The sequence below is a fragment of the Streptomyces sp. NPDC008137 genome (assembly GCF_042957035.1).
Lineage (GTDB): Bacteria > Actinomycetota > Actinomycetes > Streptomycetales > Streptomycetaceae > Streptomyces.
The window spans coordinates 119,327-145,476 of the sequence record NZ_JBIBHN010000009.1 but is presented as its reverse complement, the minus strand read 5'-3'; the positions used below and the strand labels follow the sequence as shown (position 1 = coordinate 145,476).

Below are 26,150 nucleotides of genomic sequence, written 5' to 3'. Positions count from 1 at the left end.
TTCCATGCGAACCGACTCTTCTCCCGGCACCCTGCCGGCGCGGGAGCACCTCCCGGCCGCGCCAGCCGGTACGCCTGTCCTGGACGTAGTGATCCCCGTCTACAACGAGGAGAAGGACCTCCAGCCGTGCGTCCGCAGACTCCACGAGCACCTCGTGAGGACGTTCCCGTACGCGTTCCGCATCACGGTCGCGGACAACGCCTCCACGGACACCACCCCGCAGGTGGCGGCGCGGCTGGCGGCGGAGATTCCCGAGGTCACCCTCTCCCGGCTGGAGCAGAAGGGCCGGGGCCGGGCCCTGCGGGCCGTCTGGTCGGCCTCCGACGCCCCGGTGCTCGCGTACATGGACGTGGACCTGTCGACCGACCTCAACGCCCTGCTCCCGCTGGTGGCGCCGCTGATCTCCGGCCACTCGGACCTCGCGATCGGCTCCCGGCTCGCCCGTAGTTCGCGGGTGGTGCGCGGCCCCAAGCGGGAGTTCATCAGCCGGGCCTACAACCTCATCCTGCGCGGCTCGCTCCAGGCCCGCTTCTCGGACGCCCAGTGCGGGTTCAAGGCGATCCGCCGTGACGTGGCGCAGGTACTGCTGCCACTCGTCGAGGACACCGGCTGGTTCTTCGACACCGAGATGCTGGTGCTCGCCGAGCGCGCGGGGCTCCGTATCCACGAGGTGCCGGTCGACTGGGTCGACGACCCCGACTCGACCGTGCACATCGTCAAGACCGCGACCGACGACCTCAAGGGCGTGTGGCGGATCGGCAGGGCCCTGGCCACCGGTTCGCTGCCGCTTGACCGGATCGCCCGGCCGTTCGGTGACGACCCGCGCGACCGAGAGATCAAGGACGTACCGAAGGGCCTGGCCCGCCAGCTCGTCGGGTTCTGCGTGGTCGGCGCCCTGTCGACCCTCTTCTACCTGCTGCTCTACAGCGGCTTCCGCCTCTTCACCGGCTCCCAGGTCGCCAACGCGCTCGCCCTGCTGGTCTCGGCGATCGCCAACACGGCGGCCAACCGGCGGCTCACCTTCGGGGTGCGCGGGCGCGGCGGGGCCGTGCGGCACCAGGCGCAGGGCCTGGTCGTCTTCGGCATCGGACTGGCCCTGACCAGCGGCTCGCTCGCCGCGCTGGGCGCGGCCACCTCCGAGCCCGCGCACTCCACGGAACTGGCGGTGCTCATCGCCGCCAACCTCGCGGCGACCGTGCTGCGCTTCCTGCTCTTCCGGGCGTGGGTGTTCCCGGACCGCCGCGACGGCGAACCGCCGGTGGCCGCCTCGCCCACCCCGGTCCACCACCTGTCCTCGCCGACCTTCTCCACAGCGCGCCACGACCCGTACGGGCCGCTCCCGCAGCGCACCCCCCAGTACGCGCACGACACCGCCCAGTGGGGGAGGGACGCCACCATGCGGCTCCAGCCGGTGCGGCCGAACGACACCGACCCGAGGGACTCCCGATGACGATCCACTATGACCAGCAGACCACCGGCAGAGACACGAGTCCCGACACCTGGACCCGCCCCCCGGCACCGGCCCCCGACGCCGGTGAACCGAAGCGGCCCTTCGCGCAGCGGCTCTGGCACGGCCGCCCCGAGGACCCCCGCTGGGCCCGCCCGGCCTTCCTCGGCCTGCTGCTGGTGACCGCCGCGCTCTACCTCTACAACCTGAGCGCCTCCGGCTACGCCAACTCCTTCTACTCGGCGGCCGTCCAGGCCGGCAGCCAGTCCTGGAAGGCCTTCTTCTTCGGCTCACTGGACGCGGCGGGCGCCATCACCGTCGACAAGCCCCCGGCCGCGCTGTGGCCGATGGCCCTGTCGGTGCGGCTCTTCGGCCTCAGCTCCTGGGCCATCCTCGTCCCCGAGGTCCTGATGGGCGTCGGTACGGTCGCCGTCGTCTACGCGGCCGTGCGCCGCCGGTTCAGCCCCGCGGCGGGTCTGATCGCGGGCGCGGTGCTCGCGCTCACCCCCGTCGCGGCGCTGATGTTCCGCTTCAACAACCCGGACGCGATGCTGGCGCTGCTGATGGCCGCCGCCTGCTACTTCGTCATCCGGGGCCTGGAGGACGGCCGGACGAAGTGGCTGCTGTGGGCCGGTGCCGCGATCGGCTTCGCCTTCCTCGCCAAGACCCTCCAGGCCTTCCTGATCCTCCCGCCGCTCGCCCTCGTCTACGGCGTCTGCGCGCCGGTGACGGTGAAGAAGCGGATCGGCCAGCTCGCGGCGGCCCTGGTCGCGATCGTCGTCTCCGGTGGCTGGTGGGTCGCGATCGTCGAGCTGTGGCCCGCGTCGTCCCGGCCGTACATCGGCGGCTCGCAGAACAACAGCTTCCTTGAACTGACCTTCGGCTACAACGGCCTGGGCCGCCTCAACGGCGACGAGACCGGCAGCGTCGGCGGTGGCGGAGGGGGCGGCAACGGCGGCGGCGCCTGGGGCGAGACCGGCTGGGACCGGATGTTCAGCTCCTCCATCGGCGGCCAGATCTCCTGGCTGATCCCGGCCGCGCTGATCCTGCTCGTCGCCGCCCTGGTGGCCACCCTCCCCCACTCTCGACTTCGCTCGAGCGGGGGGACCCCCATGGCCCGCCGGACCTCGGTGACGCGCGGTTCGTTCCTGGTCTGGGGCGGCTCGCTGCTGATCACCATGGTGGTCTTCAGCTACATGCAGGGCATCTTCCACGAGTACTACACGGTGGCCCTCGCCCCCTACATCGCCCCGCTGATCGGCATGGGTGCGGCGCTGCTCTGGGAGAAGCGTGACAGGGCGTGGGCGTCGCTGACCCTGGCGGCCGCGATGACGGCCACCGCGGCCTGGGGGTACGTCCTGCTCAACCGCTCCTCCGACTACCTGCCGTGGCTCAAGTGGCTCGTCCTGGTCGGCGGTCTGACCTCCGCCCTCGGCCTGATCTTCGCCGGCCGGCTGGGCCGTCGACTGGCCCTGGGAGCGGCCGGACTCGGCCTCGTCGCCGCGCTGGCCGGTCCGGCGGCGTACACCCTCACCACGCTGAACGAGGGGCACTCCGGCTCGATCGTCACCGCGGGTCCGGCGGTCTCCGGCGGCCGGGGCGGCCCCGGCGGTGGCGGCAGGATGGGCGGTGTTCCCGGCGGGGGCGGATTCCCCGGCGGGGGCCAGAACCAGCAAGGCCAGCAGGGCCAGAACCAGCAGGGGCAGCAGGGCCAAGGCCAGGGTCAGGGCCAGCTGCCCGGCAATGGCAACGGCTTCCCCGGCGGCGGCCAGAACCAGAACCAGCAAGGCCAGCAGAACGGCGACGGCCGTATGGGCGGCATGGGAGGCAGGGGTGGCGGTGGCGGCATGGGCGGCCTGCTCAACGGCGCCAGCGTCAGCTCCGAGGCCAAGGCGCTGCTGGAGAAGAACGCGGACGACTACACCTGGGTCGCGGCGGCCATCGGCGCCCAGAACGCGGCGAGTTACCAGCTGTCCACCGGCGACCCGGTGATGGCCATCGGCGGCTTCAACGGCACGGACCCGTCCCCGACGCTGGCCCAGTTCAAGCAGTACGTGGCGGACGGAAAGATCCACTACTTCATCAGCTCGGGCAGCGGCGGCGGCATGGGCGGCAGCAGCGACGGCACGTCCTCCCAGATCACCTCCTGGGTCGAGTCCACGTTCAAGAAGGTCACGGCCGGTTCGTCCACCTTCTACGACCTCACACAGAAGGCGAGCGGCTGACGGTCACCTGAGTACGGACCGGTAGGGCGAAGGGCGAAGGGCGGTGGCCGAATGCCACCGCCCTTCGCCGTATCCGGCCCCAAACCGCGTTGTACGCCGTATGGGAACTGTTCTACGGTGTACAGCATGACGACGTCCCCACAGGAACAGGCCCCACCACAGACGGTTTCCGGCGGCCACCCGCAACGCTGGCTGATCCTCGGTGTCATCTGCCTCGCGCAGCTCACCGTGCTGCTCGACAACACCATCCTGAACGTGGCGATCCCCTCGCTCACTCGCGAGATGGACGCGACGACCGCCGACGTCCAGTGGATGATGAACGCGTACGCGCTGGTCCAGTCCGGCCTGCTGCTCACCGCGGGCAACGCCGCCGACCGCTACGGCCGCAAGCTGCTGCTGATGGCGGGCCTCGCGATATTCGGCGTGGGCTCGCTGGCGGCCGGGCTCTCCCAGAGCCCGGGGCAGCTGATCGCGGCCCGTGCGGGCATGGGTGTCGGCGGCGCCCTGCTGATGACCACGATCCTCGCAGTCGTCGTGCAGATCTTCGACGACAAGGAGCGGGTGAAGGCCATCGCGCTGTGGTCGACGGTCAGTTCGCTCGGGTTCGCGGCCGGGCCGCTGATCGGCGGTGTGATGCTGAACCACTTCTGGTGGGGCGCCATCTTCCTGATCAACATCCCGGTCGCCGTGCTCGGCCTGGTCGCGGTCGCCGCGCTCGTCCCGGAGTCCAAGCACACGGCGGGCGACCGGCCCGACCTGGTCGGCGCGGTGCTGTCGACCATCGGCATGACGGCGTGCGTCTACGCGATCATCACCGGGCCCGAGCACGGCTGGACGTCCGGCCAGGTCCTGGTCTCCGCGCTGATCGGCCTGGTCGTACTCGGTCTCTTCGTCATGTGGGAGCTGCGCGTCGACAACCCCATGCTCGACATGCACTTCTTCCGCAACCAGAAGTTCGTGGGCGCGGTCGCGGGCACGATCCTCGTGGCGTTCGGCATGACGGGGTCGCTGTTCCTGCTCACGCAGCACCTCCAGTTCGTCCTCGGCTACGAGCCGCTGGACGCCGGGCTGCGGACCGCGCCGCTGGCGCTGACCGTCGTCGCGCTCAACTTCACCGGGGTCGGGGCGAAGCTGGTGCTCAAGGCCGGGACGCCGGCGGCCATCGCGCTCGGTATGACCCTGGTGTCCGCGGGGCTGGCGGCGATCGCGCTGTTCGGCGGGCACGGGTACGGCGGGATGCTGCTCGGTCTGATCGTCATGGGTGGCGGTGTCGCGCTGTCCATGCCGGCCATGGCCAACGCGATCATGAGTGCGATTCCGCCCGAGAAGGCGGGAGTGGGAGCGGGGATCAACGGGACGCTCGCGGAGTTCGGCAACGGGCTGGGTGTCGCTGTCCTCGGTGCCGTGCTCAACTCGCGGTTCGGGTCGCTGGTCGCCGTGTCCGCGGCGTCGTTGCCCGCGGCGCTGGCGGCGGCGGACTCGGCGGAGGAGAAGGCGCGGATCTCCGACGCGTTCGCCTCCGGCCTGGAGAGCAGTCAGCTGGTGGGCGCGGTGGCCGTTCTGCTGGGTGGTTTGGTCGCGGCGGCGTTGTTGCGGCGGGCCGAACGGGCAGAGTCCGCGTAGGCGGCTGGGCGGCTGGGCAATCGGGTGGCTGCGGGACCCGTTGTGGCTGGTCGCGCCCACGCGGCGGAGCCGCAGATCGACACCGCTCGCGCCCCCGAGCGAAAAGCGGGGCGCCTAGCATGATCGGCATCAGCAAGTCGAGGAAGGTGCGCCATGGCGAAAGCAGCCGACAAAGCCGCCCGGAGCAGTGTGTGGCTGGACGGCAAGGCGCACCGGCGGCGCGGTGGCGGACAGCCCTCGGGGCTGGACCGGGCGCGCATCGTCGAGGTCACCATGCGGCTGCTGGACGCCGAGGGGCTGGCGAAGTTCTCGATGCGGCGGCTGGCCGGTGAGCTGAACGTCACCGCGATGTCCGTCTACTGGTACGTCGACACCAAGGACGACCTCCTCGAACTCGCCCTGGACGAGGCCATGGGCGAGATGCGGCTGCCCGAGGCGGACGCCGACGAGGACTGGCGCGACCAGGTGCGTGCCCTCGCCCGGGAGTACCGCGGACTGCTGGTCCGCCACCCCTGGGTGTCGCAGCTGGTCGGCACCTACCTCAACATCGGTCCCCACAACGTGGCGTACTCGAGGGCCGTGCAGCGCGTGGTCCGCAGGGCCGGGCTGCCCACGAACCGGCTGACGAGCACCATCTCGGCGGTCTTCCAGTTCGTCTACGGGTACGGCACCCTCGAGGGCCATCTCTCCACCCGGGCCGCGGCCGCCGGCATGACCCTGGACGAGTACTTCCAGGACGCCATGAGCACGGCGACCGAGTCCTCGCAGGCCGCCGACCTCATCCGGGACTCCCAAGAGATGATGGCGGCCCGCGGCGGCGACACGGTGGCGGAGATGCTGGAGCGGGACTTCGAGTTCGCGCTGGAACTGCTGATCGCCGGCATCGAGACGATCGTCGCCCGCGCCTGAGCCGCCGTCGGGGCTACTCCCCTTCCACCAGCCGCGCCGGGAACCCGCCCGTCGCCACCGGCCCCCACCGCTCCGGTGTGATCCGGATGATGGACTTGCCCTGCTTGGCCATGGCCGCGCGGTACTCGTCCCAGTCGGGGTGCTCACCGGCGATGTTCCGGTAGTACTCCACGAGCGGTTCGATGGAGTCGGGGGTGTCGACGACCTCGGCGGTGCCGTCGATCTGCACCCACGGGCCGTTCCAGTCGTCGCTCAGGACGATCAGGCTCACGCGCGGGTCCCGCTTGGCGTTGCGGGTCTTGGCCCGCTCCGGGTACGTGGAGACCACGATCCGGCCGGAGTCGTCGACGCCGCAGGTCAGCGGCGAGCCCTGGGGGCCTTCGTCGGACCGTCGGGTCAGCAGGATCGCGTGGTGCCGGGGGCGTACGAAGTCGAGCAACTCGTCGAGGGAGACACGGGTGTTCGTCGCGATGTTCGGTGCCATGGGCGGCAGCCTACGACGCCATGGCCTCCGCCAGGTTGTCGTACACGGGGACGTCCCGGCGCAGTCCGGTCAGCTCCAGGACGCTGCTCGCGACGCCGTCGGGCCGGGCCACCAGACGCACCCGGGCCCCGGGGCGCAGCCGGTGCCGGATGTCGTTGATGAGGCGGACGCCCTGGGAGTCCATGAAGGACGTGCGGGAGAGGTCGAGGACGAGCAGTTCCAGCCTGTCACCACGGTCCCGGGCCGCGGACATGATGAGCGGGAGCAGCTCGGCGGCGTTGCAGAAGTCGATCTCCGCGGGCATCGTGAGGTACACCCGTCCGGGCAGGTCCTCCGGTTCGGTGGGATTCGGGATGAAAGTCACAGCACTCACCTGGCAGACGTTCGTCCGGATTCCGGTAAGGCCGCTTCCTGACCCGTGGGCCCATTCCACCACGCCGGGGTGTGGCTGCGGAAGCGCCTGTCGCGGCCGTCGGCCGGACGTCACCTGGACGCAACCGAGCAGCTAGAGTGCTGTCCGTCCTGTGCTCGCAGTCGGGAATGTGCTGCGGAGCTCTCCTGCGCACGGCCATGGCCGTGCATGCCGAAGAGGTTCGTGGTGGCTGCGTCCGAGTTTCCTGATTTGCCCCGTTTTCCGGCTGGCTTTGAGCTGGCCGAAGCCCTGACGGTGGCGTCTCAGCAGCTGCACGAGACGCTCACCCCCCACAACACCCTGCGTACGGCCGTCCGGCTGGCCGTGCACCTCATGCCCGGGGCCGAGCACGCCGGCGTCTCCGTGCTCGAGCGCGGCAGCCGGCTCCGTACGCTCGCCTGGACCGACGAGGTCGTGCGCTCCGCCGAGGCCCGGCACACCGGCCGCGAACCGCACGGGCACTGGGAGCGGTTGTGGAACAGCCCGGTGGCGCGGATAGGGGACAGCGACGCGGACGACGGCTGGGACGTGCTGTCGGCCCTGGGCCTGCGCTCGGCGCTGTCGCTGCGGCTGCGCGCCGACCGCCGCCGGCTTACCGTGCTCACGGCCTACGCGCGCAAGCCGGGCGTCTTCGACGAGGACGCGACGCGCATCGGCCGGCTGTTCACCGCGCACGTCAGCATCGCCCTGGACTCCGCGACCGTGCGCGAGCAGCTCACCGAGGCCATGCACACCCGGGACCTGATCGGCCAGGCCACCGGCATCCTGATGGAGCGCCAGGGCATCGACGCGGCCGCCGCCTTCGAGAGCCTGGTGCGGGCCTCCCAGCGGGAGAACGTGAAACTGCGGGACATCGCCCGCCGCATCGTCGGCACGCACAACAGCACCTGACGTGAGCCCGGTTACGTCGGGGGCGTGCGCGGGCGGCGACGGGATACACGTACGGTCATGAGCTCCGAGACGTCCGACACGCTGGACCAGGCGATGGTGCGCAGCAGTGGTCTCGACACCCTGCTGCACGATCTGACCGACCGTGCGGTGCGAGAGGTGCCCGGCGCCGCCGCGTGCAGTATCACGGTGCGCCGTGCCGGGCGGCTGCTCACGCTGGCCGGCAGCGACGGCCTGCCCAGCGGCCTGGACCTGCGGCAGTACGAGAACGGTTCGGGCCCCTGTGTGGAGGCCGCCGAGACCGGCGAAGAGCAGTACGCCGACGATCTGACGGCGGAGTCACGCTGGCCGGAGTACACGCGCTACGCGCTGTCCAAGGGGGTCCGGTGCGTGCTGGCCGTGCCCATCGCCATAGAGGGCGAGACGGGCGCGGCGCTCAACTTCTACGGCGAGGAGTCCGGCTCGCTGGGTGCGGGCCGGGATGCGGCCCGTGCGTTCGCGGCCCGGGCCGGGGACGCGATCGACGTGGCGCTGCGGATCGAACGCGGGCGCCAGTCCGCGGCCGATGTGCGCACCGCGCTGCTCTCCCGCAGCGTCATCGACCAGGCGATCGGCATCCTCATGGCCCGGGAGCGGGTCGACGCGCGCGTCGCGCTGGAGCGGCTGCGCCGGGTCTCGCAGGACCGGAACGTCAAGCTCCGCGACCTGTGCGACCAGTTGGTGGCGAGAGTCTCCCAGCCGCGCGACCCGGCCTCACACCGCCGGCAGTGACTCGCCCTGCACGGCCTGGATGTCCAGCTCCACCTTGAGCGTCGTACCGATGGCGGCGATGCCCGCCTGGAGGACCTGGTTGTAGTTCATCGCGAAGTCCTCGCGGTGCAGTTCGGTCGTGGCCCGGAACGCCGCGCGGGTGCCGCCCCACGGGTCCGGCCCGGTACCGAGGTAGGCGAGGTCCAGATCGACCGGCCGTACGACACCGTGCATGCCCAGCTCGCCGTGGACGGTCCACCGGTCGGACCCGGCCTCCGTGAGCCCCGTCGACCGGTAGGTGATCTCGGGAAACCGCTCCACATCGAGAAAGTCCGGCGACTTCAGGTGCCCGTCGCGCATGACGTTTCCGGTGTCGATCGACGCGGCCCGGATCACCGCCTCCACCCGCGACTTGGTGACGTCGTCCGGGGCGATCTCGATCGAGCCGGAGAACTCCGTGAACCGTCCGTGCACGCTGGAGATGCCCAGGTGCTGGGCCACGGCGGCCACGCTGGAGTGCACCGGGTCGACGGTCCACGGGCCGGGCGGCGGCAGTTCGGTGCCGCCCTGCCGCGCCAGCGTCACCGAGCCGACCTCGGCCCGCCCGCTCGCGGTGACGATCACACTGGAAGCCGCGGGCGCATAGCCCACAGCCGTCACGATCACGGTGTAGGCCCCCGCCTCCAGCGGCGTCGCGTCCCGCACGGCGCCCTCCGCGTCGGCCTCGGCCCGCAGCACCTGCGCGCCCCTCATGTCCGCCACCGTGACGACCGCGTGCGACACGGCCCAACCGTCCCGGGTACGGATCCTCGCGGTCAGTCCCATCTCAGCTACTCCTCATCAAAGAAACCGGCCCGCGACAGGGGGCGCACCTCCGCTCAGAGCGCGCCCACCTGTCACGGGCCGGGGTCGTTGCTACTCGCCGGGGTGGGCGAGCTCGATGTCGTGGCCGTCCGCGCCGGAGCCCGTGACCGTCAGGGCGGTGGCCACCGGCGGGTAGCCCGTGGCGATGACGGTGTACTCGCCGCCGTCCAGGTCGGTGAAGGCGTACGCCCCGTCCGTCCCGGTCGTGGCCGAGCCGACGACGTTGCCCGCCTGGTCGACCAGCGTCACGCGGGCGTCGGCCAGCGGGCCGTGCGGAGCCCGCACGACACCCTGGACGCGAGCCCCCGAGTCCAGGTCTATCTCGACCCGGGTGACCCCGGTGCCGCCCACCTCGACGGGCAGGGCCCGCGGCCGGTATCCGGCGGCGTTCACCGCGACGGTCACCGCCCCCGGCACCAGCTCGGCGAAGGTGAACTCGCCCTGCTCACCGGTGGTCCCGTTGGCCAGCAGATCGCCACGCACATCGGTCACGATGACCATCGCGTCCTTCACCGGCAGCCCGTTCTCGGCGGCCCGCACCAGACCGGTCAGGCCGCTGGTGCCGCTGAGCAGGATGTCGTAGGCGACCGGTTCGCCGTTCACCACGACCGTGGACGCCTGCGGCTGGAAGCCGTCGGCGGAGGCGATCAGCACGTACGACCCGGAGCCCGGGGCGTCCACCGCGTACGAGCCGTCGGCCTGCGCCACGGACCGGCCCAGCTGACGCCCGGCCAGCGAGATCAGCGTGACGGCGGCCTGCGGCACGGGCACGGACTCGGCGCCGCGGACGAACCCGTGAACGGGGACGCCGGGAGCACCGCCGGAGGCCTCCTCGGCACGCACCTCCGTGGCGACGGCGGCGAGCCGCTGCGTGCCCTCGGCCCCGGTGCCGTCGACGGCCTCGCTCTCCGCCACGGCCCAGCTCGGCACGGCCTTCTCGGCGGCGGGAGCCTCGGCCCCGGCGGGAGCCGCAGCCGTCTCCGGCTCGGCGGCCTGCGCCAGCCCACCCTTCGTCTTCAACGGGACCTCCTTGATGAACAGCGACACCAGCAGGGCGAGCAGCGCCAGCGGGGCCGAGTAGAGGAACACGTCCGCGACACCGTGCCCGTAGGCGCTCTCCACGACGGTGCGCAGCGGCGCGGGCATCGCGTCGAGGTCGGGGATGCCGCCCCCGCCCGTGCCGGCGTGACCGAAGGCCGCGCCCTTGGCGCCGAGGTCGGCGAGGCCGTCCTTCACATAGTCGGTGATCTTGTTGCCCAGGACCGCGCCCAGCGCCGAGACGCCGACCGCACCGCCCAGGGACCGGAAGAAGGTCACCGTGGAGCTGGCGGCGCCCAGGTCGCCCGGCTCCACCTGGTTCTGCGTGCAGAGCACCAGGTTCTGCATCATCATGCCGATGCCGAGGCCCATCAGCGCCATGAAGGCCGCGATGTGCCAGTACTCGGTGTCGTACCGGATCGTGCTCAGCAGCCCGAGGCCCGCGGTCACCAGCACACCACCGGCGACCAGCCACGCCTTCCAGCGCCCGGTGCGGGTGATGACCTGCCCGGAGACGGTGGAGGAGACGAACAGTCCCGCGATCATCGGAATGGTCATGACCCCGGACATCGTCGGCGACTTGTCCCGCGCCAGCTGGAAGTACTGGCTGAAGAACACGGTCCCCGAGAACATCGCGACACCGACGAACAGGGAGGCGACGGAGGCCAGCGTGATGGTGCGGTTGCGGAACAGCCGCAGCGGAATGATCGGCTCACTGGCCTTCGCCTCGACGAGCACGAACACCGCCAGCAGCACCACGGAACCGCCGACCATCGCGTAGGTCTGCCACGACACCCAGTCGTACTTGTCCCCGGCGAAGGTCACCCAGACCAGCAGCAGGCATACGGCCGCGCTGATGAAGAAGGCGCCGGCCCAGTCGACCTTGACCTTCCGCTTGACCACGGGCAGGTGCAGGGTCTTCTGCAGCACGATCAGGGCGATCACGGCGAAGGGCACGCCGACGTAGAAGCACCAGCGCCAGCCGAGCCAGTCGGTGTCGGTGATGACACCGCCGACCAGCGGCCCGCCGACCATGGCGGTGGCGAACGTGGCGCCCAGATAGCCGTTGTACCGGCCACGCTCACGCGGCGAGATCATCGCCGCCATGATGATCTGGGCCAGCGCGGACAGACCGCCCATGCCGATGCCCTGGACGGCGCGGAAGGCGATGAGCATGCCCGGGTTCTGCGACATGCCGGCCGCGGCCGAGCCCAGCACGAACACGACGAGCGCGATCTGGATCAGCAGCTTCTTGGAGAACAGGTCGGCGAGCTTGCCCCACAGCGGCGTGGACGCCGTCATCGTCAGCAGGGACGCGGTGACGACCCAGGTGTAGGCGCTCTGGCCGCCACCGAGGTCGCCGATGATCCGGGGCAGGGCGTTGGAGACGATCGTCGACGACAGGATCGCGACGAACATGCCGAGCAGAAGGCCGGTGAGGGCCTCCATGATCTGCCGGTGCGTCATCGGAGCGCCGTCGCCGGAGGAGCTGTGCGAGCCTCCCCCGTGCTTGGCATGAGCCCGCACACCGGCTGGTGTGGTCGTTGCCATGGGCTTCCTTTTCTTACGTGCTTGCGGGTGTACGGGTGGTCTGGTCGAAAGCGCTGGGTGCGGCCCGGGTCCCGGTCCGGCAGTCGAAGCTCTCCCGCAGCCGCGCCATCAGCTGCGTGAGCCGGCGGACGTCCTCGTCGGACCAGTCGCTCAGGCGCTCCTCCAGCACCTCGGTGGTCCGCCGGGACAACTCGTCGAGCTGCGCGTGTCCCTTGGGCGTGAGGCGCAGGATGCGCGAGCGCTTGTCCGCGGGGTCGGGGGAGCGTTCGATCCAGCCCCGGTCCACGACGTGCGTGACATGGCGGCTGGTGACCGACATGTCCACCGCGAGCAGCTCGGCGAGCTTGCTCATGCGCATGTCGCCATGGCGGCCCAGCAGGGTCAGAACGGCCGCCGACCCGCCGGGGCACTCGGCCGGCATGATCCGGCCGAGCTCCCGCTTCACGGCACCGAAGGCACTGAACTGGCGGACCAGCTCTTCGTACTGCGCCCTCTCGGCCATGACACCTCCCGCTTTCGTTGCTTAGGGCAACCATAGGAGCTGTTGGTTGCTGAAGGCAAATAAAGGAGGTGAATGCGGCATCAAAACTTGGCAAAGGCAAGTATTGCGTCAGTAAATGTGCTGGTGGCGAGGGTGGTGGTACCGGTCGTCCCGGGGCAAACGGAAGACCAACCCCCACTTGGGGAGCCCGGGCGTTTTCGCTAGGGTCTCGGGCCATGGCTAACAACCAGGCCCCCCAGGGCAACCACGACCCTGCCGGCAGCACCCAGATGTTCCGCGCGTTCGTCGACGAGGCGCCGCAGGGGCGGCAGGCCGCGGCGACGCCCGCCGGCGGCGGCCCGCGCATCGGCCTCATCCTCGGCGTCGTCGTCGCCGTAGCGGTCGTCGCGGCGGTGGCTTGGCTGGCGCTGGCGTAAGTCGGTGAGTACCCGGCGCTTTTGCTGAGGCCGGGCGGTTCGCAACTCGGCGCGGCGAGGCGCTCGGCGTTGGTGTTGAGGCCGGGTGGGTGCGCAGCCCCGCGTAGCGGGGTGCCTCCCCCACTCTCGGCTTCGCTCGAGCGGGGGGACCCCCACCGCCCACCCGTGCCGCCCTAAGCGGCACGCATGCCCGCAGCCGAGCGAACCCGCACCCGCCGGCTCACGCAAGGGGCCGTGTCGGGGGGTGTCCGCCCGCAGCGGTTGTCGCGTCAACGAACAGTCAGTCGGCGTGAGACCCCATCGCGACGTTCCGAGGACGGACACCCCCCGGCGCGGCCCCGACCCACCACCGGCGAGCAGGCGACCGCGCCGAGGCGACCGCGCCCCGGCCCCCGGTCAGTCCGAGATCAGCCCTTCCCGCAGCTGCGCCAGCGTCCGAGTCAGCAGCCGGGAGACGTGCATCTGCGAGATGCCGACCTCCTCGCCGATCTGCGACTGGGTCATGTTCGCGAAGAACCGCAGCATGATGATCCGCCGCTCACGAGGCGGCAGCTTCGCCAGCAGCGGCTTCAGGGACTCGCGGTACTCGACGCCCTCCAGCGCCGTGTCCTCGTACCCCAGCCGGTCCGCCAGCGACCCCTCGCCGCCGTCGTCCTCCGGTGCCGGCGAGTCCAGCGAGGACGCCGTGTACGCGTTCCCCACCGCCAGCCCGTCGACGACGTCCTCCTCGGACACCCCGAGCACGGCCGCGAGTTCGGTGACCGTAGGAGACCGGTCCAGCTTCTGCGAGAGCTCGTCACTGGCCTTCGTCAGCGCCAGCCGCAACTCCTGCAGCCGCCGCGGCACCCGCACCGACCAGGACGTGTCACGGAAGAACCGCTTGATCTCCCCGACCACGGTAGGCATCGCGAACGTGGGGAACTCGACCCCCCGTTCGCAGTCGAACCGGTCGATCGCCTTGATCAGCCCGATCGTGCCGACCTGGACGATGTCCTCCATCGGCTCGTTCCGCGACCGGAACCGCGCGGCGGCGTATCGCACCAACGGCAGATTGAGCTCGATCAGCGTGTCACGGACGTACGCACGCTCGGGGCTGTCCTCGTCGAGCGCGGCCAGCCGCAGGAACAGGGAGCGGGACAGGGTGCGGGTGTCGATGGCGCCCGCGGTCGGAATCACCGGGGCGGGCTCGGCCGCCAGGACGGCCGGAGCATCATCGATGGGGCCGAGTGAGTCGAGAGCATGGGGAGCTGTCTCGCTCTCCGCGAGCGTGAGCACCTTCGAGCTGCCCTGTTCTGCGGACATGCCACCCCCTTTGGGTCGCGGGACGGTCGCGGCGAACGCTCCCGTCTGAGGAACGCAGCCTTCACCTGAATACCGGAGCCGAAGCCCCGGCAAACGCGCTTCACGCAGAATGTCACATGTCGGCAACACGCTGTAGTGACATGTCGACATCTGAGACGCGAATCAGCCCTGCAAACAAGGGGCCTGACGGCCTGTCGGCCCGCAACTGCCGAGAATGGCCCTGATGAGCGATTCCCTCGCCCAGGTGACCCGTCGCTCGTGTTTGCGGTTACGCGTCGATTCTGTTCGCAGACCGCAATCGCTGGAAACTACGCGCGAGTAGCCGCGAGACATGCATCTGCGAGACACCGAGTTCCGCACTGATCTGAGACTGCGTGAGATTGCTGTAGTACCGCAGCAGCAGAATCCGCTGCTCCCTCTCCGGCAGTTGGACGAGCAGATGCCGCACGAGATCCCGGTGCTCCACGCCGTCCAGCGCGGGGTCCTCGTAGCCGAGCCGGTCCAGCAGTCCCGGCAGCCCGTCGCCCTCCTGCGCGGCCTCCAGCGAGGTCGCGTGGTACGACCGCCCGGCCTCGATGCAGGAGAGCACCTCGTCCTCGGTGATGCGCAGCCGCTCGGCGATCTCCGAGGTCGTCGGCGTACGCCCGAAGGAGGTGGTCAGGTCCTCGGTCGCGCTGTTGACCTGCACCCACAGCTCGTGCAGCCGGCGCGGTACGTGGACCGTACGGACGTTGTCGCGGAAGTACCGCTTGATCTCGCCGACGACCGTCGGCATGGCGAAGGTCGGGAACTGCACGCCCCGGTCCGGGTCGAAGCGGTCGATGGCGTTGATGAGCCCGATGGTGCCGACCTGGACAACGTCCTCCATCGGCTCGTTCCGGGAGCGGAAACGGGCGGCCGCGTAGCGCACGAGCGGGAGGTTGGCCTCGATGAGCGCCCCGCGCACCCGGTCGTGCTCCGGCGTGCCAGGCTGGAGCTCCTTGAGCTGACCGAAGAGGACCTGTGTGAGGGCGCGCGTGTCCGCACCACGGCTCCGCTGGGGAGCCGTTTGGGCAGTCGCTGGGGCAGTCGCTTCCGAGGAGGCTTCCGAGGCAGAGGAGGGTGCCTGAGGCGCAGTACTGGCCAGCACGGTCAACTCCACCTCGTCATCCGTCAACCCATCAGTCAACTCTTCCATCAAAAGCGGTCATAGCATCACAAGACATGTCCACTGTGTGCAAGCACCCCATAACTACGTGTTGAGGGATGAAAAGCGGCATCAGACAGCGCGCACCACGGAAGAGCCCCCCGTCAAGACGACGGAGGGCTCGAAGCGCACAGGTGCTGGGCGCCTCAGAACTCGTAGTCGGCGATCACCCACGTGGCGAACTCGCGCCACAGCGCGACACCCGCCTGGTGGTCGGGATGCTCCACGTACCGGCGCAGCGCGTCCGCGTCGTCGAAGGCCGAGTTGATGGCGAAGTCGTGGGCGATGGGGCGGTCGCTGATGTTCCAGCCGAGCTCCCAGAACCGGAGCTCGGGGATCGCGCCGTCGAGCGCGCGGAAGGCCTCGACGCCCTGCACGACTCGCGGGTCGTCGCGCTCGACGCCCTCGTTGAGCTTGAAGAGGACCAGGTGGCGGATCATCACTTTCCTCCGTTGGCGACCCAGGTGGCGAAGTCGCCGAGGGCACTGGCGGCGTCCGATATGCCCTGGAACCCTACAAGGACGTAGTCGGATGCCTTCTCCGGGTCCGTGACGATCACGTACAGCCCGAAAACCACGACGACGTAGACGGCGACCTTCTTCGCGTTCACCGCCATCGCGGCCTCCCCTGTCTCTGGTGTCCCAAACAGCGCACATGATCGCACGAAGGTCCACGGACACGAAGGGGCGGATCGCACGAAAGGCCCCGTCTGACGACGGGGCCCTTCACAAGCGGTAGCGGAGGGATTTGAACCCTCGGTGACTTGCGCCACACTCGCTTTCGAGGCGAGCTCCTTCGGCCGCTCGGACACGCTACCGAGGGAGACCTTACAGCAAGGTCCGGCGTGCTCCGAAATCGGTATTCAGCGGTTCCGGAAGAAGCCGCTCAGCAGCCGCGCGCACTCCCCGGCGAGCACGCCCTCGATGACCTCGGGCCGGTGGTTGAGCCGCCGGTCGCGGACCAGGTCCCAGAGGGAGCCGGCCGCGCCGGCCTTCTCGTCGCGGGCGCCGTAGACGAGACGGTCGACGCGGGACTGCTGGATGGCACCCGCGCACATCGTGCAGGGTTCCAGCGTCACCACGAGGGTGCAGCCGGCGAGCCGCCACTGGCCGAGCTCGGCGGCGGCGCGGCGGATGGCGAGGAGCTCCGCGTGGGCCGTCGGGTCGCCGCCGGCCTCGCGTTCGTTGTGCCCGGCCGCGAGCACGGTCGTGCCGTCCGGGGCCAGTACGACGGCCCCGACCGGGACGTCCCCGCCCCGGACGGCCTCGGCGGCCTGGTCCAGGGCGAGTCGCATCGCGGTCCGCCAGGGGTCCCGTACGGGATCCGGCGGTCCTTGACCGGCGGGAGGACTGGTCAGCGGACGGTCTCCAGGGTCTCGGAGGCGCCCAGGGACTCGGCGATCTCGGTGACGGCCTCGGTCGACATCAGACGCAGCTCCTTCTCGCTGACGCCGAGGTCGTCGAGGATCTGGGGGTCGCCGACCGGCCCGTGCGGCACGGCGTCCGCCGATCCGGTGGCCCCGTCGCCGCTGTCGGCGTCGTCCTCGTCGGATTCACCGTCCTCGGTGCCGTCGAGGTCGAGGGCGTCCAGGTCGTCCCCGTCGTCCGGGTCGCGGCCGAGCAGTTCGTCGGTGAGGAGGATCTCGCCGTAGCTGCTGCGGGCAGCGGCGGCGGCGTCGGAGACGTAGATGCGAGGGTCGTCCTCGCCGTCCACGCGGACGACGCCGAACCAGGCGTCCTCCTGCTCGATGAGCACGAGCACCGTGTCCTCGTCGGGGGAGGACTCACGGGCCAGGTCGGCAAGATCCGACAGGGTTTCCACATCGTCGAGCTCTGTGTCGCTCGCTTTCCACCCGTCTTCGGTGCGCGCGAGCAGTGCGGCGAAGTACACCGTGACTCTCCCACTGGTCAGAGGCGTGCCGGTTGGGGGTCCCCCCGGCGGAGGTTGAGGGCGGGGAGTGCTCGTCCGAGCCCCGCCCACTCGGAATCGTGGCAGAAACAAGGCGTTCAGGGGACGTCTTCGGCACCCTGTGTCCGGCAGTTTCGATCGCCCGCCCGTTGCCGCCACCTGCGGATCGTACGCGGCTTTCCCCCACTTCACCCATGGTCACCGCGACAACGCCCGCGCGGTTCGTGATCTTCTCCGACGGTTTCCTCACCCGTTTCCTGCGCGGAGGAAGACACGGGGGTCCGTCCCACGGTCGGGCGCGTACGGGTTCCCTCCGGGGGATGGGCGGCGGGTTCCACGGGCGGGACGCGATCGGTGCCGCCGGCGGACGCATCCGGCTCCCACGGGAGGACCCGCCGGGCGCCACGGCGGACCCGCGGGGCGGGCACGACACTGATGGACGCGTGCGGATGCCACGACCGGTGCGGACGCCACCGGCCGGAACGCGTGCGTAAACCACCGGCGGACCGGTGCGGATGTCACCGGCCGGAACGCGTGCGGGTACCAGCGGCGGACCGGTGCGGATGTCACCGGCCGGAACGCGTGCGTAAACCACCGGCGGACCGGTGCGGATGTCACCGGCCGGAACGCGTGCGTAAACCACCGGCGGACCGGTGCGGATGTCACCAGCCGGAACGCGTGCGGGTACCAGCGGGCGGACGCAGTGGTCGCGGTGGCGAACGCGTCGGGCCCACTGGCGGACCCGTGGAGGCCACGCCCTGGACCGACGTGTGCGGGACTACGGCGGAACGCGCGCGGGACCTGTCGGCGAAAGAGTGCGCGGCCCACCGACGGAAGGTGTGCGGCCCACCGACGGAAGGTGTGCGGGACCTACCGGCGGAATGGGCGCGGGACCTGTCGGCGAAAGCGTGTGCGGCCCACCGACGGAAGGTGTGCGGCCCACCGACGGGTGCGTGTGGGCGGTCGGCATGCGCCCACGGCAGGCGCGGTCGGCGTTACCAGCGGAACGTGCGCATGCGCATGGCGTGCCGTAGGCGGGCCGTCTTGGCGCGGCGGGGCTGGACTCGGTCGCGTAGTTCGCGGGCCTCGGCGAGGTCGCGCAGGAAGCGGGCGCGGCGTCGGCGGCGTTCGGCGGAAGACACGTCCGACTCGTCCGTCCGGCCGGCCGCCGGGTCCGCCCCGGGCCATGCGCGCGGCGACGGATCCTCTCGTTGATCCCGGTCGGGCATCTGGCTCGTCACCCCCAGTTCGTCCTTCCTCGCCTTCCCCCTGACGGGTGATTGACGCCGGCGAACGCCGTGCGGCCCGTGTCACCCGGCCCGGCTACTGTTGTGGACATGCGTCTCCACGTCGTCGACCACCCACTGGTCGCCCACAAGCTCACCACGCTGCGCGACCAGCGCACCGACTCCGCGACCTTCCGCCGTCTCGCCGACGAGCTGGTCACCCTGCTCGCCTACGAGGCCACGCGCGACGTGCGCACCGAGCAGGTCGACATCCGGACGCCGGTGGCCACGACCACGGGCGTCAAGCTCTCCCACCCGCGCCCCCTGGTGGTGCCGATCCTGCGCGCCGGGCTCGGCATGCTGGACGGCATGGTCCGGCTGCTGCCGACCGCCGAGGTGGGCTTCCTCGGCATGATCCGCAACGAGGAGACGCTCGAGGCCTCCACGTACGCGACGCGGATGCCGGAGGACCTGTCGGGACGTCAGGTGTACGTGCTGGACCCGATGCTCGCCACCGGCGGCACGCTGGTCGCGGCGATCCAGGAGCTGATCAAGCGCGGCGCCGACGATGTGACCGCCGTGGTGCTGCTGGCCGCCCCGGAGGGCGTCGAGATCATGGAGCGCGAGCTGGCCGGCACCCCGGTGACGGTCGTGACCGCCTCGGTCGACGAGCGCCTGAACGAGCACGGCTACATCGTGCCCGGCCTCGGCGACGCGGGCGACCGGATGTACGGCGCGGCGGAGTAAGACACCCCCGGGCCCATGAGGGGCCCTCGCACCAGCCCTGTCAGCACCCCTCTCAGCAGCCCTTCTTCCGCGTAGCCGCCGGCTCGGGCTTGGCCAGCTCGGCCAGGGCCCGGTCGGCGGCGGGCTTCTTCGCCAGTTCCTTGAAGCCGTCGCCGATGACGAGGTCGACCTCGGCACCCTTGCGCGCCGCCTCGGTCCGCCGTTCGGCGTCCGGGAGCTGCGTGCCGAGCACGGGCAGCGAGGTGTCGAGGGCGGCGGCGGGGCCGAGCAGCACGCCGGTGCCCTTGACCTTCTTGTCGTACTGCTTGGTCGCGTTGCCCACGTCGCCGATCTTGAAGCCGCGCTTCTTCAGCTCGTCGGCGGTCTTCTTCGCCAGGCCGCTGCGGGTGGTGGCGTTGAAGACGTTGACCGTGATCGTGCGCGGCTCGGGCAGCGCCTTGGCGGCGGGCGAGGCGCTCGCCTTGGTCCTGGGGGCGCAGTCCGTGCCGTTGCCGGCTGCCGAAGCCTTTCTGCCGCCGCCGGTGAAGACGTCGATGAGCTGCAGGGTGCCCCAGCCGCCCACGCCGAGCACGGCGACGGAGGCGACGACCGCGACGACGAGCCTGCCGCGCCGCCGGGGCCCGCGCATCCGGGGGTACTTGTTGCCCGTGATGCGGTACTTGCCGCCCATGCCGGGGGGAGTCAGCATGCTCATGAGCGCAGCGTAGTGCGCCTGGGCGACGATGCCTACTAGATGATCATTCGACATCGGCCAGACGGACCACACGAACCCGAAAGGGCCAACCCGTTACCGGCGGAGAGTCGGTCGAATCGGTCGGGTCAGTCGAGTTCGAGCACGCGCGCGTGCAGCACCTGGCGCTGCTGGAGCGCCGCCCGCACCGCGCGGTGCAGGCCGTCCTCCAGGTACAGATCGCCCTGCCACTTCACGACGTGCGCGAAGAGGTCGCCGTAGAACGTCGAGTCCTCGGCGAGGAGGGTCTCCAGGTCCAGCTGCCCCTTGGTCGTCACGAGCTGATCGAGGCGGACCGGGCGCGGCGCGACGTCCGCCCACTGCCGGGTGCTTTCCCGGCCGTGGTCGGGGTACGGCCGGCCGTTTCCGATGCGCTTGAAGATCACACGGAAAGCCTACCGGGCAAGACGTTCCGGGCGCAGCCATGGCGCCGTAGTGCGACGCTGAAAAAAACCCCACAAGGCGGTACGAACCGGGAACAGGGGCGTGAATATGCCGGACCGCGAGACCATGCCGTCGGCCCCGGCTCCGGAAGTGTCGGAGCGTGCCGCCGCCCTCCCGCAGGAGGCCCTGAAGATCGCCTCCGGCTACGCCTTCTCCGGACCTGCCCTGCAGCTGGGGGCGCTGCTGTGGGACGGCACGTGCCTGCCGGACGCGCAGATCCGGGTGCCGCTGGCGATGCTCAACCGCCACGGCCTGGTCGCGGGCGCCACCGGCACCGGCAAGACCAAGACGCTCCAGCTGATCGCCGAGCAGCTGTCCGCCCAGGGCGTGCCCGTCTTCCTCGCCGACATCAAGGGCGACCTCTCCGGGATCGCGGCGCCGGGCCGCCGGGACGCCCGGGTCGAGGGCCGGGCCAAGGACGTCCACCAGCAGTGGAAGGCGACGGGGTTCCCGGTCGAGTACTACGCCCTCGGCGGCATCGGCCGCGGCATCCCCGTCCGGGCCACGGTCACGGGCTTCGGACCGGTGCTGCTGTCCAAGGTGCTGCGGCTGAACCGGACCCAGGAGCAGTCCCTCACCCTGATCTTCCACTACGCCGACGGCAAGGGCCTGGAGCTGATCGACCTCAAGGACCTCCGGGCCGTCGTGACCTTCCTGACCTCGGACGAGGGCCGCCAGGAGCTGAAGACGGTCGGCGGTCTGTCGGCCGCCACGGCCGGGGTGATCCTGCGGTCCCTGACGGCCTTCGAGGCGCAGGGCGCGTCCGGCTTCTTCGGGGAGCCGGAGTTCGACACGGCCGAGTTGCTCCGGACGGGTGAGGACGGACGCGGCACCGTCTCCGTCCTGGAGCTGAGCGCCGTACAGGACCGGCCACAGCTGTTCTCGACGTTCCTGATGTGGCTGCTCGCCGACCTCTTCCACGATCTGCCCGAGCTGGGCGACGTCGACAAGCCCCGGCTGGTCTTCTTCCTCGACGAGGCGCATCTGCTCTTCGATGACGCCTCGGAGGCGTTCCTGGAGTCGATCACGCAGACCGTGCGCCTGATTCGCTCGAAAGGGGTCGGCGTCTTCTTCGTGACGCAGACCCCGAAGGACGTACCCGCCGATGTCCTCGCCCAGCTCGGCAACCGCGTCCAGCACGCGTTGCGCGCCTTCACCCCCGACGACCAGAAGGCCCTGAACGCCACGGTGAAGACCTTCCCGAAGTCCCCCTACGACCTCGAAGAGGTGCTGACCGGCCTGGGGACGGGCGAGGCGGTGGTGACGGTGCTCAGCGAGAAGGGCGCCCCGACGCCCGTCGCCGCGACCCGGCTGCGCGCGCCCGAGTCCCTGATGGGCCCGGTCGGCCAGGAGGCCCTGGACCGGGCGGTGGCGGAGTCGCCGCTGTACGAGCGGTACGCCCGGGCCGTGGACCGGGAGTCGGCGTACGAGCGGCTGACGGGCGACCGGGGCGACCGGCGCGGCCGCGGGGCGAAGGGGCCGGACGAGATGCGGGAGGCCACCGCCCCGGTGGAGGAGCGTGCGGAGGGACGGCCGTCCGCCGTGGAGCAGGTGGTCGGCAGCGGCGTGTTCAAGTCCCTGGCCCGGTCCGTGGGGACGCAGATCGGGCGGGAGATCACGCGGTCGCTGTTCGGGACGGCCCGGCGTTCGGGGCGGCGGAGGCGCTAGCGCTTCTCTGTGCTTCTTCTCTGTGCTTCTTCTCTGGGGCCGCCTCCGCCGCGGGGGATCAGCGGGGGGAATCAGCCGCGTTCTCGTTCCTTCGAGGGCTGCTGCGGCTTCCGTGGGTCCGGCTTGGAATGGGGCTTGGGGGCGCTGCGGGCGGCCTCGGCGCGCAGCAGGGCGCGCAGGACCGCGTACGGGTCTTGAAGCATGGCTGTTCCTCGTCGTTCCGTTCCTCGTTGTTCCTGTTCCGTGCGGGGCTGAGGGGCCGGTGGGGCCGGTCCGGTCAGCAGCGCAGGACTTCGGAGCGGAGGGGACGAGGGGCGTACGGCGGGCCCGGCGGTACGGGCACGGGGCGCGGTGCGGTGTACGCGGGCCCGGGGGCGGGGAGCGGGGCGGGCCGCAGCGGGACGGCGGTGCGCCGGGCGGCCCGGGCCGAAGGGCGCAGAGCGGTGTCGAGGACGTCGCACTCGACGGCCGTGCTCTCCCCGGAGACGGTGGCCATCGGCCCTGTGCAGGCCTCGGCGTGGGCGCCCGGCACGAGCAGGGCGAGCAGCAGGACGAGCACCCGCGGCCACGCCTTCCGGCGGGTGCCGCGGGGGACCGGCTGCGGTGCGGCGGGGGTCACGGGAGGTCGTTCCCCGTCGCGGGTGGGGTGTGACCGTGAGGCATGGTCCATGCTCGGACCGGCCCGGAGCGACCCGCCACCTGGGACGGTCCAGGAGGCTGATGCCTGCCGGTCGGGGTGGAGCCAGGGGGCCTATTGCCTGCCTGTTGGGACGGGTTGGGACGGGCCGGGAAGCTGGCGTCCGCCGCCCGGGGCGGGCCGGGGCCTGATGCCTGCCGGTCTGGATGGGCCGGACGTTGGCGTTCCCCGCCGCGGGTGAGCAGGGAGCTTGAGGTCTGGGGGTCGGGGTGGGCCGGGAGGCGGGTCCCTGCCTCCCGGGGCGCGGCCAAGGGGCCTGATGCCCGCCGCCCCGGGCGGGCCGGGAGGTTGAGGTCTGAGGGCCGGGGTGGGCCGGGAGGCTGGCGTCCGCCTCCCGGGGCGGCCCGGGGGCTTGATGCCTGCCTGCCAGGGCGGCCCTGGAGGCTGGCGTCCGTCGCCCAGGACGGCCCGGGGAGGGAGGGATGTCTGCTTGGCCGGTGGGCAGCCGCTACTGGCCGGTGGCCTTCGCCGCCTTGGCCGCCGCCTTCATCTCCTGCTTGTGCGCGCGCACCTTGACCAGCGACTCGGGCCCGGTGATGTCGGCGACGGAACGGAAGGACTCCGGTTCGCCGTAAGCGCCCGCGGCCTCCCTCCACCCCGTCGGCCGCACGCCGAGCTGCTTGCCGAGCAGGGCGAGGAAGATCTGGGCCTTCTGCTTGCCGAAGCCCGGCAGCCCGGCCAGCCGCTTCAGCAGTTCCTTGCCGGTGCCGACGTCCTTCCAGACGGCCTCGGCGTCACCGTCGTAGTGCTCGACGAGGTACTGGCACAGCTGCTGGATCCGCTTGGCCATGGAGCCCGGGTAGCGGTGCACGGCCGGCTTCTGCGAGAGCAGCGCGGCGAAGGCCTCGGGTTCGTGTGCGGCGATCTCGTGCGCGTCCAGGTCGTCCGTGCCGAGCCGCTGGGCGATCGTCGCCGGACCCTTGAACGCCCACTCCATCGGGACTTGCTGGTCCAGCAGCATCCCGACCAGTGCGGCGAGCGGACTGCGGCCGAGCAGCGCGTCGGCCTCGGGATCCTGGGCGAGGTGAAGGGTGACGTCCATGCCCCGATCATCCCCCGGCCGGGGCCCGGCCGCGCTCCCGGAGCCGGTCCTCTAGGACGCCCGCCAGTACCCCAGCGCGTGCACCCGCTGCTTGGGCAGCCCCAGTTCCTTGCGTACGTACGCCGCCAGGGTCCGGGTCGTCGCCGTGTCGCAGGCGATCCAGACGTACGGGTCGGAGGCGCCCCGGAGCAGCCCGGGCAGGTCCGACTTCACCCGGTCGACCAGCTGGGCGCCGGAGTCCTGGCGGGGCACGTGACGCAGCTCGTGCCGGGCCGGGTCGGTGCGGAACGGCAGGTCCTCGCCGCCGCCCTCGAACCAGACGGTGGCCGGGGCGGAGCCCAGCGCGTCCAGCAGGGAGTTGATGGCGGGCAGCGAGGCCGGGTCGCCGACGGCGAAGACGTGCGAGGGCGCGGGGCTCGGGTGTTCGAAGCCGGTGCCCTGGACGGTCGCCTCGATGGTGTCACCGGGCTTCGCCGTCCTGGCCCAGTCGCTGGCGCACCCCTCGTGCAGGGCGAACTCCAGGCTGAAGGTGCCGGCCTCCGGGTCCGGGTCGACCAGGGTGTAGGCCCGCTGGTGGGGCTTGCCCGCGTTGTCGAACCACAGCCGGACCCACATGGTCGGATGGACACCGGCCGCCGTCAGCAGACCGCCGTCGGTGAAGGAGAGCCGCCGGTAGTCCGGGGTGACGTCCTCCGAGCCGGTCACGGTGAACACGAAATCCTTCGCGCGCAGCAGTTTGAGGACCGCGCCTTCCCAACCCCGCCCCTGCCCCATCGCTTTTCCGCCCCTTCGCGTACGATTCCGGCCACAGTCTTAACTTAGGCAAGCCTAACCTAAAGAATAGAGGAGGCGCAGCGTGGCCACCGAGATCTACCGTGATGCCTGGGGCATCCCGCATCTGCGCGCCGGCAGCGCGGCCGAACTCGCCCACGCGCAGGGCCGCGTCACCGCCCGCGACCGCGCCTGGCAGCTGGAGGTCGAACGGCACCGGGCCCAGGGCACCTCGGCGTCCTTCCTCGGCGAGAGCGCCCTGGCCTGGGACCGGTTCGCCAGACGGGCCAGACTCGACGACACGGCGAGACGCTGCTTCGAGGAGCTGGAGAGACAGGACCCCGAGACGGCCCAGTGGGTGCGGGCGTACGTCGACGGGGTCAACGCGGGGCTGGCGGAGGGAGCCGGATCCGCCCCCGAGTTCGCCCGCACCGGCCTCACCCCCGGCCCCTGGCACCCCTGGACCCCGCTCGGCGTCTGGCTCGCCACGCACATCCTCTTCGCCGGGTTCCCGGCCAAACTCTGGCGCGAGCAGGCCCTCGCCCACCTGGACGCGGACGCCGTCGGCCTGTTCGCCACCGACGGCCCCGGCACCTCCGGCTCCAACGGCTGGCTGGTGAGCGGGGAGCGGACCGTCACCGGGCAGGCGGTCATCGCCGGTGACCCCCACCGCTGGATCGAGGACCCGGGCGTCTACCAGCAGATCCATCTGTCCTGCCCGGAGTTCGACGTCGTGGGCCTCGCCGTCCCCGGTGTCCCCGGCATCGCCCACTTCGGGCACACCGGCTCCGTCGCCTGGGCCATCACCAACGCCATGGCCGACTACCAGGACCTCTACCGGGAGCGGCTGCGGCGCACCGGCGCCGGAGTGGAGGCCCTCGGCCCGGACGGGGTCTGGCACCGGGCGGCCCGGCACACGGAGACCATCGAGGTGGCGGGCGAGGAGCCGGTCGAGGTCGAGGTGATCGAGACCGGCCGGGGCCCGGTGGTCATCGGGGGACCCGAGGGGATCGACGGCGATCCCGTGGACCTGACGTACGAGGGCGGGCCGGTGGATTCGGCGGCGCCGGGCGACCCGGCAGGCCCGCTGCGGCCGGGCGGTGGTGGCTCGGTGAACTCCGCGTATCCGGGCGGCCCCGTCGATCCCGTCGATCCGGTCGATCCCGTCGGAGCACCCGCACTTGCCGCTCCCGCCGATCCGGTCGCTCCCGTCGGAGCACCTGCACTTGCCGCTCCCGCCGATCCGGTCGCTCCCGTCGGAGCACCTGCACTTGCCGCTCCCGCCGATCCGGTCGCTCCCGTCGGAGCACCTGCACTTGC

At 71.2% G+C, this 26,150-nt stretch carries 28 protein-coding genes and 1 tRNA gene; 10 read left to right on the top strand and 19 right to left on the bottom strand.

The genetic code is table 11. The annotated features are described in order from the left end of the window. The first annotated feature begins 4 nt into the window (after positions 1–4). The 4 genes from ACFZBT_RS17530 to ACFZBT_RS17515 all read left to right on the top strand — a co-directional run bounded on the left by ACFZBT_RS17530 (position 5) and on the right by ACFZBT_RS17515 (position 6,204). Positions 5–1,450: a glycosyltransferase gene (locus ACFZBT_RS17530; protein WP_391104005.1), complete on the top strand. Its 1,446-nt coding sequence runs from the start codon at positions 5–7 to the stop codon at positions 1,448–1,450. Beyond that, positions 1,447–3,672 (top strand): glycosyltransferase family 39 protein, encoded by a 2,226-nt coding sequence (locus ACFZBT_RS17525; RefSeq protein ID WP_391104002.1) that lies wholly within the window; start codon positions 1,447–1,449, stop codon positions 3,670–3,672. The genes ACFZBT_RS17530 and ACFZBT_RS17525 overlap by 4 nt, the downstream gene beginning before the upstream one ends. A 126-nt stretch (positions 3,673–3,798) precedes the next feature. Beyond that, positions 3,799–5,295 carry an MFS transporter gene (locus tag ACFZBT_RS17520; protein ID WP_391103999.1) on the top strand — a complete coding sequence of 499 codons (1,497 nt, stop codon included), beginning with the start codon at positions 3,799–3,801 and terminating at the stop codon, positions 5,293–5,295. Positions 5,296–5,448: 153 nt separating this feature from the next. Continuing rightward, positions 5,449–6,204 (top strand): TetR/AcrR family transcriptional regulator C-terminal domain-containing protein, encoded by a 756-nt coding sequence (locus ACFZBT_RS17515; protein ID WP_391103996.1) that lies wholly within the window; start codon positions 5,449–5,451, stop codon positions 6,202–6,204. A 13-nt stretch (positions 6,205–6,217) separates the two neighbouring features. Here the strand turns inward: ACFZBT_RS17515 and ACFZBT_RS17510 are convergent, their stop codons facing one another. Both ACFZBT_RS17510 and ACFZBT_RS17505 read right to left on the bottom strand, forming a co-directional pair. Beyond that, positions 6,218–6,688 (bottom strand): TIGR03618 family F420-dependent PPOX class oxidoreductase, encoded by a 471-nt coding sequence (locus ACFZBT_RS17510; RefSeq protein ID WP_391103993.1) that lies wholly within the window; start codon positions 6,686–6,688, stop codon positions 6,218–6,220. Between the two features lie 10 nt (positions 6,689–6,698). Further along, positions 6,699–7,052, bottom strand: a complete 354-nt coding sequence (locus ACFZBT_RS17505; RefSeq protein WP_391104461.1) for an STAS domain-containing protein — start codon at positions 7,050–7,052, stop codon at positions 6,699–6,701. Positions 7,053–7,268: 216 nt separating this feature from the next. Here ACFZBT_RS17505 and ACFZBT_RS17500 point away from each other — a divergent pair, with 216 nt between their 5' ends. Both ACFZBT_RS17500 and ACFZBT_RS17495 read left to right on the top strand, forming a co-directional pair. Further along, a complete protein-coding gene (locus ACFZBT_RS17500) occupies positions 7,269–7,991 on the top strand; it encodes an ANTAR domain-containing protein (protein ID WP_391103990.1) in 723 nt (240 codons plus the stop codon). Between the two features lie 57 nt (positions 7,992–8,048). Continuing rightward, complete coding sequence (locus ACFZBT_RS17495; protein WP_391103987.1) at positions 8,049–8,759, top strand: ANTAR domain-containing protein; 711 nt, start codon at positions 8,049–8,051, stop codon at positions 8,757–8,759. Here ACFZBT_RS17495 and ACFZBT_RS17490 read toward each other — a convergent pair. The 3 genes from ACFZBT_RS17490 to ACFZBT_RS17480 form a co-directional block, all read right to left on the bottom strand. Continuing rightward, entirely contained in the window at positions 8,742–9,563 is an 822-nt protein-coding gene (locus tag ACFZBT_RS17490) for a YceI family protein (protein ID WP_391103984.1), read from the bottom strand. The genes ACFZBT_RS17495 and ACFZBT_RS17490 overlap by 18 nt on opposite strands. Positions 9,564–9,653: 90 nt before the next feature. After that, a complete protein-coding gene (locus tag ACFZBT_RS17485; protein WP_391103981.1) occupies positions 9,654–12,191 on the bottom strand; it encodes an MFS transporter in 2,538 nt (845 codons plus the stop codon). A gap of 13 nt (positions 12,192–12,204) precedes the next feature. After that, positions 12,205–12,693, bottom strand: a complete 489-nt coding sequence (locus ACFZBT_RS17480) for a MarR family transcriptional regulator (protein WP_391103978.1) — start codon at positions 12,691–12,693, stop codon at positions 12,205–12,207. 215 nt (positions 12,694–12,908) lie between these two features. Between ACFZBT_RS17480 and ACFZBT_RS17475 the strand changes: the two genes are divergently transcribed. Continuing rightward, complete coding sequence (locus ACFZBT_RS17475) at positions 12,909–13,109, top strand: hypothetical protein (protein ID WP_391103975.1); 201 nt, start codon at positions 12,909–12,911, stop codon at positions 13,107–13,109. 396 nt (positions 13,110–13,505) lie between these two features. On the opposite strand, the gene ACFZBT_RS17470 is transcribed toward ACFZBT_RS17475, so the two are convergent. From ACFZBT_RS17470 to ACFZBT_RS17435, 8 genes are all read right to left on the bottom strand, one after another. Then, positions 13,506–14,411, bottom strand: a complete 906-nt coding sequence (locus ACFZBT_RS17470) for an RNA polymerase sigma factor SigF (protein WP_382492514.1) — start codon at positions 14,409–14,411, stop codon at positions 13,506–13,508. Between the two features lie 268 nt (positions 14,412–14,679). Continuing rightward, on the bottom strand, positions 14,680–15,588 hold the full coding sequence (locus ACFZBT_RS17465; RefSeq protein ID WP_391103971.1) for a SigB/SigF/SigG family RNA polymerase sigma factor: 909 nt from the start codon (positions 15,586–15,588) through the stop codon (positions 14,680–14,682). A 155-nt stretch (positions 15,589–15,743) separates the two neighbouring features. Continuing rightward, complete coding sequence (locus ACFZBT_RS17460) at positions 15,744–16,037, bottom strand: Dabb family protein (protein ID WP_376389385.1); 294 nt, start codon at positions 16,035–16,037, stop codon at positions 15,744–15,746. After that, positions 16,037–16,213 carry a hypothetical protein gene (locus ACFZBT_RS17455; RefSeq protein WP_391103967.1) on the bottom strand — a complete coding sequence of 59 codons (177 nt, stop codon included), beginning with the start codon at positions 16,211–16,213 and terminating at the stop codon, positions 16,037–16,039. Before ACFZBT_RS17455 ends, ACFZBT_RS17460 begins: the two co-directional genes overlap by 1 nt. A 116-nt stretch (positions 16,214–16,329) precedes the next feature. After that, a tRNA-Ser gene (locus tag ACFZBT_RS17450) sits at positions 16,330–16,414 on the bottom strand. Between the two features lie 45 nt (positions 16,415–16,459). Further along, positions 16,460–16,891 carry a tRNA adenosine(34) deaminase TadA gene (tadA, locus tag ACFZBT_RS17445; protein ID WP_391103963.1) on the bottom strand — a complete coding sequence of 144 codons (432 nt, stop codon included), beginning with the start codon at positions 16,889–16,891 and terminating at the stop codon, positions 16,460–16,462. A gap of 59 nt (positions 16,892–16,950) precedes the next feature. Continuing rightward, on the bottom strand, positions 16,951–17,487 hold the full coding sequence (locus ACFZBT_RS17440) for a hypothetical protein (protein WP_391103961.1): 537 nt from the start codon (positions 17,485–17,487) through the stop codon (positions 16,951–16,953). 1,013 nt (positions 17,488–18,500) lie between these two features. Continuing rightward, the gene (locus tag ACFZBT_RS17435) at positions 18,501–18,734 is read right to left on the bottom strand and encodes a hypothetical protein (protein WP_391104459.1); all 234 of its coding nucleotides are present in this window, start codon (positions 18,732–18,734) and stop codon (positions 18,501–18,503) included. A 108-nt stretch (positions 18,735–18,842) separates the two neighbouring features. Here ACFZBT_RS17435 and upp point away from each other — a divergent pair, with 108 nt between their 5' ends. Beyond that, positions 18,843–19,478: a uracil phosphoribosyltransferase gene (gene upp, locus ACFZBT_RS17430; protein ID WP_189727300.1), complete on the top strand. Its 636-nt coding sequence runs from the start codon at positions 18,843–18,845 to the stop codon at positions 19,476–19,478. Between the two features lie 52 nt (positions 19,479–19,530). On the opposite strand, the gene ACFZBT_RS17425 is transcribed toward upp, so the two are convergent. Together ACFZBT_RS17425 and ACFZBT_RS17420 are read right to left on the bottom strand one after the other, a co-directional pair. After that, on the bottom strand, positions 19,531–20,148 hold the full coding sequence (locus ACFZBT_RS17425) for a LytR C-terminal domain-containing protein (RefSeq protein ID WP_391104457.1): 618 nt from the start codon (positions 20,146–20,148) through the stop codon (positions 19,531–19,533). Between the two features lie 149 nt (positions 20,149–20,297). Beyond that, complete coding sequence (locus tag ACFZBT_RS17420; RefSeq protein WP_003999914.1) at positions 20,298–20,594, bottom strand: type II toxin-antitoxin system VapB family antitoxin; 297 nt, start codon at positions 20,592–20,594, stop codon at positions 20,298–20,300. Positions 20,595–20,700: 106 nt separating this feature from the next. Here ACFZBT_RS17420 and ACFZBT_RS17415 point away from each other — a divergent pair, with 106 nt between their 5' ends. Continuing rightward, positions 20,701–22,320: a helicase HerA-like domain-containing protein gene (locus ACFZBT_RS17415; protein WP_391104454.1), complete on the top strand. Its 1,620-nt coding sequence runs from the start codon at positions 20,701–20,703 to the stop codon at positions 22,318–22,320. A 71-nt stretch (positions 22,321–22,391) separates the two neighbouring features. On the opposite strand, the gene ACFZBT_RS17410 is transcribed toward ACFZBT_RS17415, so the two are convergent. From ACFZBT_RS17410 to ACFZBT_RS17395, 4 genes are all read right to left on the bottom strand, one after another. Beyond that, on the bottom strand, positions 22,392–22,523 hold the full coding sequence (locus tag ACFZBT_RS17410; protein WP_391103958.1) for a hypothetical protein: 132 nt from the start codon (positions 22,521–22,523) through the stop codon (positions 22,392–22,394). Positions 22,524–22,597: 74 nt separating this feature from the next. Next, entirely contained in the window at positions 22,598–22,939 is a 342-nt protein-coding gene (locus ACFZBT_RS17405; RefSeq protein WP_391103955.1) for a hypothetical protein, read from the bottom strand. A 526-nt stretch (positions 22,940–23,465) separates the two neighbouring features. Continuing rightward, on the bottom strand, positions 23,466–24,059 hold the full coding sequence (locus ACFZBT_RS17400) for an HhH-GPD-type base excision DNA repair protein (protein ID WP_391103952.1): 594 nt from the start codon (positions 24,057–24,059) through the stop codon (positions 23,466–23,468). 51 nt (positions 24,060–24,110) lie between these two features. Further along, positions 24,111–24,833, bottom strand: a complete 723-nt coding sequence (locus tag ACFZBT_RS17395; RefSeq protein WP_391103950.1) for an SIP domain-containing protein — start codon at positions 24,831–24,833, stop codon at positions 24,111–24,113. Positions 24,834–24,915: 82 nt separating this feature from the next. Here ACFZBT_RS17395 and ACFZBT_RS17390 point away from each other — a divergent pair. Then, the coding region (locus tag ACFZBT_RS17390; protein WP_391103948.1) for a penicillin acylase family protein at positions 24,916–26,150 on the top strand (1,235 nt) is incomplete at its 3' end.